Here is a 12,657-nt window from a genome sequence, read left to right on the forward strand (position 1 = left end):
GGATCGGGATGTGCGGGTGGATCGGGCCGGGTCAGACGCCCGCGGGCTCGAGGACGCCCGCCTGCTCCTCGTCGAGCTCGCGGCGCACCGTGCGCTCGCCGTCGAGCTCGCGCGAGGAGCGCGGAGCGAGCAGACCGACGACGACGAAGGTCCCGAAGCCGATGGCTCCGGCGACGAGCGTGGCGTAGCCGTCGAAACCGGCTCCGATCAGGTCGTTCGGCACATAGAGGATGTCGTTCGGCACTCCGTAGAGCGTCGGGGTGAGCGCCAGGAACACGATCCGCACGGTGAAGCCGACTCCCGCCGCGACGAGCGCGGCCGTCACTCCCGGGCGCTTCCAGAAGAGCCCGATCAGGAACGGCGCCGCGAGGCACGCGAGCATGAGGTCGAACGCCAGCGTGAGCAGGATGCCCGTCTGACTCACCCGGATCGCGAGGAACGAGCCGAGGATCACGATCGGGACCATCGCGACACGGGTCCACTTCAGCAGCGGGTCGACCCCGGAGCCGGTGTGGCGTCGGACCGAGAGGACGTTGCGCACGACGATCGCGGACGTGGCCAGGATCGCTCCGGACGCGGTCGAGAACGACGCCGCCACGACGCCCGAGAGCACCAGGATCGCGATCAGCGGCGGCGCGTAGTCGTCGAGGAGCGTGAACAGGATCGGTCCGTCGGCCGCCGAGATGCCGAGGACCGCGCTCGCGGTGAGCGCCACGATCGCGAAAATCGTGCCGATCGCGGCGGTCCCGGCCGCGGCGGCGTAGCACGCGCGGCGGGCGACCTCGGGCGACTTGGCGCCGAAGATGCGCTGCATGAAGTCGATGGCGACGAGGTCGCCGATGCCCAGAGCGACGAGGGTCGCCCAGTTCACCGGCGCCCCCATGGCCGGGTCGGTCAGCTGCTCGAAGTCGAACGGGCCCATCCCCTCGGGGATCACGATGCCGTAGGCGAGTGCGACCCAGACGAGCAGCGAGATCGCGGCGACGACCGTGATGACGGTCTGGATGGCGGCCGTGTAGGCGTCCGAGAAGAGTCCGCCGGCGATCGTGTAGGTCAGCACCAGGGCGACCGACAGGATCACTCCCCACGCGTAGGGGATGGCGGCGAAGCGCTCGAGGAGGAAACCGCAGGCGACCAGGTTGCCCGCGAGCAGGATCGTGAACGAGAGCACCATGATCACCGACGCGACGATCTCGGTGGTGCGGTCGTAGCGCATCCGGAAGAAGTCGGCGAGCGTGAAGAGCTTCATCGCGTTCATGGGCTTGGCGAGGAAGAGCCCCGTGATCAGGAGGCAGATCGCGAGTCCGATGGCGAGCGAGGCGCCGGCCCAGAAGCCGAACTGCGAGGTGAGGTCGGTGTTGCCGACGGTCGCGTTCGAGTCGACCGCAGCGGCGGTGAGGGAGACCGCGACGAGCGGGATGCCCAGACGGCGGCCGGCGACGAGGTAGTTGGCGCTGTCGCCGTCGATCTTGCGGGCGACCGCGATGCCGACGGCGAGGATCACCAGGACGGTGATCCCCACTCCGAGGATGATCATGCGTGCTCCAGGCTGCTCGTGGTGCGGCGGGTGTTTCTATCGGTTGATAGACACGGATCCTGCCGCGCCCGGAGGCGCCGATTTTTTCGGGCGTGCAACGATCGCGTTAACTCCGCCGCGCGGGGCGTCGCTCGACTGCTCAGGAATCGTCGTACTCGGCGCTCGACGACGACGACTCGTGAGGACTCGGCGGGCCGGTGACTCAGGTCAGGTGCGCGAGCACGGCGGGGCCGGTGGCGAGTGCCTCCGCGACGGCCGCGCGGTCGAGGTCGAGCACGCGCAGCGCGGCGAGCGCCACCGCCTCGCCGTGGCGCTCGAGGTCGATCTCGGGGCGGCGGCGCTGCAGGATCACGTTCTCGACGAGGGCGAGCACGAGAGCGGCTCCGACCTCGACGTCCTCGGCTCCGCACGCCGCCACGAGGGTGCGGTAGGCGGTCTCGAGCTCGGAGCGCCGCTCGCGGAAGGCCGCGAACCGCTCGTCGCCCAGCTCGGGCAGCAGGTAGAGCGCGCCGACGTTGTGCTCGCCCGCCGAGAGCAGCCGCACGTCCGACACGCACAGCGCCCAGAGGCGCGCAGCAGGTGACTCGTCGCGCGCCAGCAGTTGGGCGGCGGCGTCGAGCGAGGGCTGGACGGTGCCGAGCAGCAGCTCGAGCAGCACCGCGTGCTTCCCGGCGAAGTGGTGGTACAGCGAGGCCTGCCGGATCCCGGCGGCGCCCGCGATGGCGTGCGTGCTCGTGCTGCCGAAGCCCTCGGTGCAGAAGAGCGCGGCACCGGCGGCGAGGATGTCGGCCCGGGTGCCGAGGCCGGTGAGCGACGCTCCGGAGGCGCGCGGCCGTCCGGTGGGTGCGCTGGCCATGCGCTCGACGGTAGCAGCGGGGCGGCGCCGGTCCTGCCCGGCTCCTCCGCGCTCCTCCAGAAGTTGCGCTAGCCGCTCGCGCTTCCCGCAACTTGTGGAGAAACGGCGTGGCGGCCCTTCGGTGCTCCTCCAGAAGTTGCGGTAATCGCTCGCACTTCCCGCAACTTCTGGAGAAGCGGCTCTCGGAGAAGCGGCGCAGGCGCCGCGCGCGAAACACGATCGCAACACCGGGGTCACGCCCGCGACACCGGCGCGTGATCGACTTCCTGTCGAACGATAGAAAGCTCGGGACCGCCGGGCCGCGCGGAGCACGATCGAGAAAGGGCGCAGACCGATGAGCGCATCGACCACCTCCACCACGGCGGGCGCCCGCGCGCACGCCCGGGCCCAGGAGGGAACACCCGCCGAGACCGGCCCGCTGCTGCCCGCGAGCCTGCACGCCGATCCGCCCGCGGGCACGACGCCGGAGGATCTGCGCTGGTCCGAGCGGATCGCCGGCGGCGGGTACGGACACCGCGCTCTCGCCCGCGGCACCCACCTCCGCCTGACCGACGTCACCGGGGACGCGTGCGTCTCGCTCCTGCTCTCCAGCGCGGTCGGCACGCACGAGCGCCTCAACGTCGCCGACACCGTCAAGGTGCAGTGGCAGGTCTACGCCGGAGCCGGTCAGCTCCTGCTGAGCGACCAGGGCCGCGTGCTCGCGAGCACGGTCTCGGACGACTCCGGGCACCACGACACGATCTACGGCACGAGCGCCCTCGCCCGCAACGTCGAGCGCTACGGCGACGGCTCCCCGCAGGGGCCCTCGCCCGCCGGTCGCGAGCTGCTGCTGCTCGGTGCCGCGAAGCAGGGGCTCGGCCGCCCTGATCTCGCGCCCAGCGTCTCCTACTTCCAGGGCGTGCGGATCCGCGCGGACGGCTCCCCCGAGTACCTCGGCAGCGCCGGACCGGGCCGTTCGGTCGTCCTCCGCCTCGAGATGCCCGCGATCGTCCTCCTGGCGAACACCGCGCATCCGCTCGACCCCCGGCCGGCCTACTCGTGCGGGCCGGTCGACGTGCTCGCCTGGCGCGGCGAGCCGGCCGGGCCCGACGATCCACTGCGCTCCGCGACTCCGGAGGGGCGCCGCGCGTTCCTGAACACCGACGACTTCCTGCAGGCGAGGGGCATCGCATGACCGACACCGACCACGGCACCGAGATCCACCGCGAGACCGTCGCCGCCCGTGCGCCCTGGTCGCGCCTGCTGCGGGCGGGCGAGGTCCTCGTGATCGTCGACGTCGACGGCAACCAGGCCGTCGACTTCCTCGCCTACGACGCCGTCGACCACACGGCCTACTCCGCCCCGGCCACGCTGCAGGCCCAGTCGAGCGTCTACCTGACGGCCGGCTCGGTGCTGCGCGACGCAGAGCACCGCCCGCTGCTCAGCGTGATCGCGACCGACGTCGAGCGCCACGACACCCTCGGCGGCGCCTGCTCGAAGGAGAGCAACACGCTCCGCTACGGCTTCCACACCTACTCGCAGCACGCGTGCGCCGAGAACTTCGTCGCGGAGCTCTCGCGCTACGGGATGGGCAAGCGCGACCAGGTGTCGAACGTCAACTGGTTCATGAACGTGCCCGTCGACCCCGACGGCGCTCTCGGCATCGTCGACGGCATCTCCTCCCCCGGTCTCAGCGTGACGCTGCGCGCCGAGCGCGACACCCTCGTGGTCGTCTCGAACTGCCCGCAGATCAACAACCCCTGCAACGGCTTCGACCCCTCGCGCGCCGAGATGATCGTCTTCGACGGAGTGGCCGCACGATGACCTTCGACACGCTCCTCGTCGCCAACCGCGGCGAGATCGCGGTCCGGATCCTGCGGACGGCGAAGCGGATGGGCCTGCGCACCGTCGCGGTCCACTCCGACGCCGACCTCGGCGCCGCGCACGTCGCGCTCGCCGACGAGGCCGTGCGGATCGGTCCGGCCGCCGCGAGCGACAGCTACCTGAGGATCGACCGGATCCTCGAGGCCGCGCGGGCGACCGGCGCGGGTGCGATCCATCCCGGCTACGGGTTCCTGAGCGAGAACGCCGACTTCGCGCGTGCCTGCGAGGCCGCCGGGATCGTGTTCGTCGGTCCGACCCCCGAGCAGCTCGAGATCTTCGGCGCGAAGCACACCGCCCGCGACGCGGCCGAGCGCGCCGGGGTGCCGATGCTCGCCGGCACCGGGCTGCTGGACGACGCCGACCACGCCGCCGCCGAGGCCGGGCGGATCGGCTACCCCGTGATGCTCAAGGCGACGGCGGGAGGCGGCGGCATCGGCATGCGGGCCTGCCGCGACGAGTCCGAGCTGCGCACCGCGTGGCGCGAGGTGCGGCGTCTCGCCGAGGCCGGCTTCTCCTCGGCCGGCGTGTTCCTCGAGCGGCTCGTCGAACGGGCCCGCCACATCGAGGTGCAGGTGTTCGGAGACGGCGACGGCCGCGTGCTCACCCTCGGCGACCGCGACTGCTCGCTCCAGCGCCGCAACCAGAAGGTGATCGAGGAGAGTCCCGCCCCCGACCTGCCCGACTCCGTGCGCACGGGCATCGCGGAGGCGTCGGCGCGGCTCTGCGCCGACGCGGGCTACCGCAGCGCCGGCACCGTCGAGTACATCTACGACCCGGTGCGGCAGGAGGCGGCGTTCCTCGAGGTCAACACACGCCTGCAGGTCGAGCACCCCGTCACCGAGGCGCGCTACGGGATCGACCTGGTCGAGTGGATGCTGCGACTCGCGCAGGGCGAGACGGCGTTCCTCGACACGCTTCCCGAGCCCTCCGGCGCGGCGGTCGAGGCGCGCGTCTACGCCGAGAATCCAGACCTGGGCAACGCGCCGAGCTCGGGCACGGTCACGGCCCTCGAGTACCCGGCGGGCGCGCGGATCGACGGCTGGATCCGCCCCGGCAGCGAGGTCTCGACGGCGTACGACCCGCTCCTGGCGAAGGTGATCGTGCACGCCGAGGACCGCGCTGCGGCCTGGGCGGCGCTCGGCGAGGCGCTCGAGGGCACCCGGGTCGACGGGATCGCGACGAACACCGGCCTCCTGCGCGCGATCGCCGTCGAGCCCGCCGTCCTCGCCGCGGAGCACTCGACCGCGACGCTCGACGGGATCCGCGACGCGACTCCGCGGCTCGAAGTGCTCAAGGGCGGCATGCTCACCACGGTGCAGGACCTGCCCGGGCGCCTCGGCTACTGGCCGGTCGGCATCCCGCCGTCGGGGCCGATGGACCCGCTGTCGTTCCGGCTCGGCAACGAGGCTCTCGGCAACCCCGCCGCGGCGCCCGGACTCGAGATGACGATGAGCGGGCCGACGCTCCGCTTCCACAGCGCCACGCGGATCGTGCTGACCGGCGCCCCCGCTCCCGCGACGCTCGACGGAGCACCGGTCGCGGCCTGGGAGCCGGTCGAGGTGCCCGCGGGCGGCGTGCTCGCCGTCGGCACGGCCGAGCGCGGCATGCGGATGTACCTCCTGGTCGAGGGCGGCCTCGACGTGCCGCTGATCCTCGGATCGGCGAGCACCTTCGACCTCGGCGCGATCGGCGGACACGCCGGACGCGCCCTCGCGCCGGGCGACGTCCTCGGGATCCGGACTCCGGCGGCACCGCAGCCCGTCGCTCCGGTGCCGTCGGCCGAGCGCCCCGAGTTCCCGAAGGCGTGGACGATCGCGGCCCTCGAGGGCCCGCACGCCGCTCCGGAGTTCTTCACCGAGGACGACATGGCCGTCTTCTACGCCACCGACTGGGACGTGCACTTCAACTCAGCCCGCACCGGCGTCCGCCTCGTCGGGCCGAAGCCGCGCTGGGCCCGCTCGGACGGCGGCGAGGCGGGACTGCACCCCTCCAACATCCACGACACCCCGTACGCGGTCGGCGCGGTCGACTACACCGGCGACCTGCCGATCCTGCTGGGCCCCGACGGTCCGAGCCTGGGCGGCTTCACCTGCCCCGCGACGGTCGCGACCGGGCACCTCTGGCGGCTCGGTCAGCTCCGTCCGGGCGACACCGTGCGGTTCGTGCCGGTCACTTCCGCGCAGGCGACGGGACTCCTGGACGCGCCGCTGGACGTGCCGAGCGCGGGACGGGCACCGGTCGAGGACCAGGGCGTCCTGCACCGGCTGCCGGCCCGCGACGGCGCACCCTCGGTCGTGCTGCGGCGCAGCGGAGACGCCAACCTGCTCGTCGAGGTCGGCGAGATGAGCCTCGAGATCGCCTCCCGCATGCGGGTGCACGCGATCGCCGAGACGCTCGAGGCCGCCGGCCTGCCGGGCGTGATCGAGCTGACCCCGGGCATCCGCTCGCTGCAGGTCCACTTCGATCCGCGCACCACGAGCACCGAGGCCGTCGCGCAGGCGGTCCTCGCGGCCGAGGCGGTGCTGCCGGCGACCGCGGACCTGCGGGTCGCGAGCCGCACCGTGCACCTGCCGCTGGCGTGGGACGACCCGTCGACGCGCGAGGCGATCCGCCGCTACATGGCCGGGGTCCGTGACGACGCTCCGTGGTGCCCGTGGAACATCGAGTTCATCCGCCGCATCAACGGCCTCGACAGCGTCGACGACGTGTACCGGACGGTGTTCGAGGCCGAGTACCTGGTGCTGGGGCTCGGCGACGTCTATCTCGGCGCGCCGGTCGCGACTCCGCTCGACCCCCGGCACCGCCTGGTGACCACGAAGTACAACCCGGCGCGCACCTGGACTCCGCAGAACGCGGTCGGCATCGGCGGCGCCTACCTCTGCATCTACGGGATGGAGGGCCCCGGCGGGTACCAGTTCGTCGGCCGCACGGTGCCGATCTGGTCCACGCACCACCCGGCCGGGGCGTTCGAGGACGGAGTGCCGTGGCTGCTGCGCTTCTTCGACCGCATCCGCTGGTACCCGGTGGAGCCGGAGGAGCTGCTCGAGCTGCGCGCCGAGATGGCCGCGGGACGCCTGCCGCTGCGGATCGAGGACGGCGAGTTCTCGCTCGCCGAGTACGAGGAGTTCCTCGCGGAGAACGCCTCCGGCATCGCCGAGTTCCGCGAAGGGCAGGCCGCCGCGTTCGGCGCCGAGCGCGACGCGTGGCGCGCCTCGGGCGAGTTCGACCGCGAGGACGCGGTGCCGGCTCCGGCCGATGGCCCCGCGGTCGTCGTGCCCGAGGGCTGCGAGGCCGTGGAGGCGCCGTTCGTCGCGACGGTGTTCCGGCTCGACGTGGCGGTCGGCGATCTCGTCGAGGCCGGTCAGACGCTCGTCGCCCTCGAGGCGATGAAGATGGAGGCGCCCGTCACCGCGCCGACGGCCGGCCGCGTGGTCGAGGTGGTCGCCGAGGTGGGCGTCCAGGTGACGGCGGGGACGGTGCTCGTCGTGCTCGAACCGCTGATCGAGGAGGAGGCGGCATGATCCGGGACACGGCGGCGCACGTCGCCGAGCGCTACGAGCGGCTGCGGTCGCGACCCGAGGCGTTCATCGCGCTGCGACCCGAGGCCGACGTGGTGGCCGAGCTGGCAGCGGTCGATCCGGCGCTGCCGCTCGCCGGGCTGCTCTTCGCGGTGAAGGGCAACATCGACGTGGCGGGACTGCCGACGACCGCGGCGTGCCCGGCCTTCGCCTTCGAGCCCGTCGAGGACGCGACGACGGTGGCGCGGCTGCGCGCGGCCGGAGCGGTCGTCCTCGGCTCCACCAATCTCGACCAGTTCGCGACCGGGCTCGTCGGCAGCCGCTCCCCCTACGGGGCGGTGCGGCACGCGGTCGACGAGACGCGCATCTCCGGAGGCTCGTCCTCGGGCTCCTCCGTCGCGGTCGCGCTGGGTGCGGCCGACTTCGCGCTCGGAACCGACACCGCGGGCTCCGGACGCGTTCCCGCTGCGTTCCACGGACTCGTGGGGCTGAAGCCGACGAAGGGCTGGGTGAGCGCGGCGGGTGTCGTGCCGGCCTGCCGGAGTCTGGACGTCGTGACGGTGATGGCGGCCGACCCCGCCGTCGCACGGCGGGCACTCGACGTGATGGCGGGGCCGGACGCGCGCGACCCGCTCAGCCGCTCCGGATCCACGGCTCCGGTCGCCGGGACCCCGCGGATCGGCGTGCCGCTGCCGGGGCAGGTCGGCGAACTGGCCCCCGGCTGGGCCGAGGCCTTCGACGCGGAGGTCGCGCGCTGGGTCGCGACGGGGGCCGAGGTGGTCCCCCTGGACATCGAGGTGTTCCTCGAGACCGCTCGGATGCTCTACGACGGCGCGTTCGTCGCCGAGCGCTACGCCGCCGTCGGCGCCTTCGTCGACGCGCACCCCGACGAGGTCGACCCGACCGTGGGCCGCATCATCGGCGCGGCGCGGGAGCTGCCGGCGTGGAAGCTCTTCCAGGACCAGGAGCGCCTGGACCGGGCCCGCGTCGTCTCGGACGAGGTCTTCGAGCGGATCGACGCCCTGCTGCTGCCGACGACGGTCGAGCATCCGACGCTCGCAGCCGTGGCCGCGGATCCGATCGGCGTCAACTCGCGCCTCGGCCGCTTCACGAACTTCGCCAACCTGCTCGATCTGGCGGCCGTGGCCTACCCCGCCGGCGTCGTCGACGGGCTCCCGTTCGGCGTCCAGCTCATCGGCCCCGCCTTCTCCGACCACCGACTCGCCGACCTCGTCTGGAACCGCTCATGACCGTCCTCCTCGCCGTCGCCGGCGCCCACCTGACCGGCCAGCCGCTGAACGGGCAGCTCACCGATCGGGGCGCCGAGCTCGTCTCGACGACCACGACGAGCACCGACTACCGGCTGGTCGCCCTGGCCACGACGCCGCCGAAGCCCGGAGTGGTGCGCGTCGCCGACGGCTCGGCCCTCGAGGTGGAGGTGTGGCGGCTGGACGACGCAGCGTTCGGCTCGTTCGTCGCCGCGCTGCCGCAGCCGATGGCGATCGGGAAGGTGACGCTGGCCGACGGGACACTCGTGAGCGGGTTCCTGGTCGAGCCGATCGCGGTCGAGGGCGCCGAGGACATCACCCGCTTCGGCGGGTGGCGCTCGTACCTCGCGTCGCTCTGAGCGCCGTCCGGTCGGCGCGGCTTCGGCGGTCGGTGGCGTCCTGCGGCCGCTGACCCGTCACGAACGGCCGGCGGAGAGCGCGCGGGCCGGCCGTTCTCGACGGATCGGCGCCCGGGGAGGGCCGCGCACCCCGCATCGGCCCTACCGCACCCCGCCCGGGTCGGGCACGGTGGACCGCGTGACCGAGATCCTCCGCCTCGCCGCCTTCCCCGCGACCCCCGACGGCGGCAACCCCGCCGGGGTCGTGCTCGACGCGACCGCCCTCGACGACGCCGCGATGAAGGGCATCGCCGCCGACGTCGGCTACGCCGAGACCGCTTTCGCGATCGAGCGCATCGGGCCGCGGCGGTTCCGGATGCGCTACTTCTCGCCGGTCGCCGAGGTGCCGTTCTGCGGCCACGCGACCATCGCCACGGCGGTCGCCCTGGCCGAGCGCGACGGAGCCGGAGCGTTCGTCTTCGACACCCCCGTCGGCGAGGTCGCGATCGGGACGCGCGTCGAGGACGGCGCCGTGCTCGCCTCGTTCACGAGCGTCGAGCCGCGGGTCGTCCCGCTGCCGGACGCCGACATCGACGCGATCCTGAGGCTCCTGGGCCTGGATCGGGCGGCGCTGGATGCGCGGTTCGCGCCGGCCGAGTCGTACGCCGGCAACCGGCATCCGATCCTGGTGCTCGAGGACGCCGCGGTCTTCGACGGGTTCTCGTTCGAGCCGGCGGCGATGCGCTTGCTGATGGACGCGCGCGGCTGGAGCGGCACGGTGACGATCGCGCGGGCCCTGCCCGACGGCGCGTTCGAAACGCGCAACCTGTTCCCCGTCGGCACCCTCTCGGAGGACCCCGCCACCGGCTCCGCGGCCGCCGCGCTCGGCGGCTGGCTGCGCGCGATCGGCGCGGCCGCGCCTCCCACCCGCGTCGTCGTGCGCCAGGGTCGCCACGTCGGCCGGCCGAGCGTGCTGCTCGTCGATGTCCCCGCCTCCGGAGGGATCACGGTGAGCGGGAGCGCGCACGCGATCGAGGTGCCGCCCGCGCGCTGAGGGGCCGCCCGGAGCGGGCGCCGCGGCCCTAGGGTGAGCGGCACGCCGAACCCGCGGCGCCCCTCGAGGAAGGCCCCGCCGTGGTCCCCGACATCAATCCCTGGGCCGTCGCCCTCGCCACCCTCTCGACGATGATCGTCGGCTCGGTCTGGTACACCCCGAAGGTCTTCGGCACGCTCTGGATGCGCCTCACCGGCATCACCGACGAGAGCATGCGCACCCGCAGCGCGGTGGTGCCGATCCTGGTGACCCTGGTCGTCAGCCTCGTCACCGCGCTGGTCCTGGCCGGCTGCGTCGACATCGCGCACGCCTTCTACGGCGGAAGCTGGTTCGCGAACTCCCTGATCACCGGCCTGTTCCTCTTCGTCGGCTTCACCGCAGCCCGGATGATCACCCACGACGCCTTCGAGGGCCGCCCCGCGAAGCTCACGATCCTCAACGTCACGCACGAGCTCGTGACGATCCTGGTGATGTCGGTGATCATCGGCCTGCTGCCGGCATGACCGGCCCGCGCTCAGCTGCCCGGAACGGCTGCCGACACGCCGGGAGAACGCGCCTTCCCGGGCGACTCGGCGCGCAGGTCGGAGTGGCGACCGCGCTGGTGCTCGCGCTGGCGGGCTGCGCGCCCGGCCTCTCGACCCCGGCGACCGAGGCGTGCAACGCTCACGCGGGATGGGTGAGCGGAGGACGGCTGGAGGAACGGCGCGAGCGCATCGTCGAGACCGTCGCCGAGCTGCTGACGGGCGAGGATCCGGCGGAGCTCCGGAGCGCGTCGGCCGCGATGACGGCGGCGCTCGGATCCGGCGACGAGGCCGCTTTCACCACGGCGTCGGCCGCCTTCGCGGACGCCTGCCGGGAGAACGGGTGGGAGCCCGTCGAGGGCTGACGCCGGCCGTCGGCGGACGCGGGTCTTGATACGGCCCTCGCGCGGCCGGCGGTACCGACGACGAGACGTCCCTGGACCGTCGGGACGTCCCGGTGCTGCGGGCTGTCTCGACGTTCGGAGGACGTCTCGTGAGGGTGGGTCCACCGGGAGGAGACTCCTCCTCTGCATGCTGGTCGAGTAGCCGAGCAGGGGCGTATCGAGACCCGCGCTTCCCAGAAGATCCGTCGTCACCCCGCGCGCCGCAGCACCAGGCGCGCCGTGACTCCGCCCCCCCGTGGTGTCGAGCAGCTCGATGGTGCCGGAGTCGTGCTCGACGACCTGCCGGGCGATCGCGAGCCCGAGACCGGAGCCGTCGGGGGTTGCGCTCCAGAAGCGGTCGAACGCGCGGGCGCCCCTCCCTGTCGGAGGCACTGGTTAGCATGGACGGACAGCGAGAGGAGGCACGATGACGATCACCGAGACGCGCGCGTCGCACGTCGAAGCAGCCGTTCACAGCGCCGAGATCGAGGGGCTGACCGTCTCCGACGAGACTCTCGCGGATGCCGATCGCTACGTCGCAGGGCAGATCGATTCGACCGAACTGGTCGATCGGGTCCGAGCCCGCTATGGCCTCTCCTGACTTCGTCGACCCGTACCTGATACCGGGCACGTCGATTCTCCGGAATCTCGTCGGTGCGGACAGCGACTCCGTCCTCGCTCGCGCTGAAGCGGATCTCTCCTTCGCGCGGGCCCTGCAGCTCATCGACGCCCCGGTTCCTCCGACGAACGATCTGGCCGAGCTGCGCGCCATCCACCGCCACCTCTTCCAGGACGTGTACGACTGGGCTGGGCAGATCCGCATCGTGGACGTCCGGAAAGACGTGCCCGGCGCCGAGTACTTCCTGCCCTGGGGACTCATCGAACGGGCCGCGCGGACCTCGTTCGCCGAGCTGGTCGACGACGGCCTCCTAGTGGGACTGAGCCGTCCGGTCTTCGTCGAGAAGCTGGCGTACCACTACGAGAAGATCAACTACCTCCATCCCTTCAGAGAGGGGAACGGTCGCACTCAGCGGATCTTCTGGAACCGGGTGGCTCTGCGCGCGGGCTGGCAGCTCGACTGGCGCCCTGTTCACGGCGAGGAGAACCACGCCGCAGCGCGCGCAGGCTCCGACCAGATGGACCTCGGCCCCCTCATCCGCATGTTCGACAAGGTCGTGACGGCGGCGGATGCGAGGGACGAGCCCGACTGGCCGACCAGCGAGATCGAGCGACTCTCGATCGGACCTTCTGCCGTCGACTGAATCGGTGCCTCCCGAGGCCCGAACGACGAGACGTCCCCGTGCCGTCGACACGTCCCG

The 12,657-nt window shown here is 72.7% G+C and carries 12 protein-coding genes; 10 read left to right on the top strand and 2 right to left on the bottom strand.

Annotated features, from left to right (window positions below; genetic code table 11):
* Positions 1-31: 31 nt before the first annotated feature.
* Together LRG51_RS11325 and LRG51_RS11330 are read right to left on the bottom strand one after the other, a co-directional pair.
* A complete protein-coding gene (locus LRG51_RS11325) occupies positions 32-1,537 on the bottom strand; it encodes a sodium:solute symporter family protein (protein ID WP_055784766.1) in 1,506 nt (501 codons plus the stop codon).
* Between the two features lie 202 nt (positions 1,538-1,739).
* Complete coding sequence (locus LRG51_RS11330; protein WP_230672807.1) at positions 1,740-2,393, bottom strand: TetR/AcrR family transcriptional regulator; 654 nt, start codon at positions 2,391-2,393, stop codon at positions 1,740-1,742.
* A gap of 334 nt (positions 2,394-2,727) precedes the next feature.
* On the opposite strand from LRG51_RS11330, the gene LRG51_RS11335 reads away from it, so the two are divergent.
* The 10 genes from LRG51_RS11335 to LRG51_RS11380 all read left to right on the top strand — a co-directional run bounded on the left by LRG51_RS11335 (position 2,728) and on the right by LRG51_RS11380 (position 12,600).
* Positions 2,728-3,567: an urea amidolyase associated protein UAAP1 gene (locus LRG51_RS11335; RefSeq protein ID WP_230672808.1), complete on the top strand. Its 840-nt coding sequence runs from the start codon at positions 2,728-2,730 to the stop codon at positions 3,565-3,567.
* Positions 3,564-4,196: an urea amidolyase associated protein UAAP2 gene (locus LRG51_RS11340; RefSeq protein WP_230672809.1), complete on the top strand. Its 633-nt coding sequence runs from the start codon at positions 3,564-3,566 to the stop codon at positions 4,194-4,196. Before LRG51_RS11335 ends, LRG51_RS11340 begins: the two co-directional genes overlap by 4 nt.
* Entirely contained in the window at positions 4,193-7,777 is a 3,585-nt protein-coding gene (gene uca, locus LRG51_RS11345; protein WP_230672810.1) for an urea carboxylase, read from the top strand. Before LRG51_RS11340 ends, uca begins: the two co-directional genes overlap by 4 nt.
* The gene (atzF, locus tag LRG51_RS11350; RefSeq protein WP_230672811.1) at positions 7,774-9,024 is read left to right on the top strand and encodes an allophanate hydrolase; all 1,251 of its coding nucleotides are present in this window, start codon (positions 7,774-7,776) and stop codon (positions 9,022-9,024) included. The genes uca and atzF overlap by 4 nt, the downstream gene beginning before the upstream one ends.
* Positions 9,021-9,401, top strand: a complete 381-nt coding sequence (locus tag LRG51_RS11355; protein WP_200930944.1) for an allophanate hydrolase-related protein — start codon at positions 9,021-9,023, stop codon at positions 9,399-9,401. Before atzF ends, LRG51_RS11355 begins: the two co-directional genes overlap by 4 nt.
* Positions 9,402-9,579: 178 nt before the next feature.
* A complete protein-coding gene (locus LRG51_RS11360) occupies positions 9,580-10,434 on the top strand; it encodes a PhzF family phenazine biosynthesis protein (RefSeq protein ID WP_055784749.1) in 855 nt (284 codons plus the stop codon).
* A gap of 80 nt (positions 10,435-10,514) precedes the next feature.
* Positions 10,515-10,937 carry a DUF1761 domain-containing protein gene (locus LRG51_RS11365; protein WP_055784746.1) on the top strand — a complete coding sequence of 141 codons (423 nt, stop codon included), beginning with the start codon at positions 10,515-10,517 and terminating at the stop codon, positions 10,935-10,937.
* 83 nt (positions 10,938-11,020) lie between these two features.
* Positions 11,021-11,320 (top strand): hypothetical protein, encoded by a 300-nt coding sequence (locus LRG51_RS11370; RefSeq protein ID WP_055784743.1) that lies wholly within the window; start codon positions 11,021-11,023, stop codon positions 11,318-11,320.
* Between the two features lie 445 nt (positions 11,321-11,765).
* The gene (locus tag LRG51_RS11375; RefSeq protein WP_230672812.1) at positions 11,766-11,939 is read left to right on the top strand and encodes a hypothetical protein; all 174 of its coding nucleotides are present in this window, start codon (positions 11,766-11,768) and stop codon (positions 11,937-11,939) included.
* Positions 11,926-12,600: a Fic/DOC family protein gene (locus tag LRG51_RS11380; protein WP_230672813.1), complete on the top strand. Its 675-nt coding sequence runs from the start codon at positions 11,926-11,928 to the stop codon at positions 12,598-12,600. Before LRG51_RS11375 ends, LRG51_RS11380 begins: the two co-directional genes overlap by 14 nt.
* The last annotated feature ends 57 nt before the right edge of the window (positions 12,601-12,657 follow it).

Origin of the sequence: Rathayibacter sp. Leaf248 (assembly GCF_920939495.1) — a bacterium.
GTDB classification, from domain to species: Bacteria; Actinomycetota; Actinomycetes; order Actinomycetales; family Microbacteriaceae; genus Rathayibacter; species Rathayibacter caricis.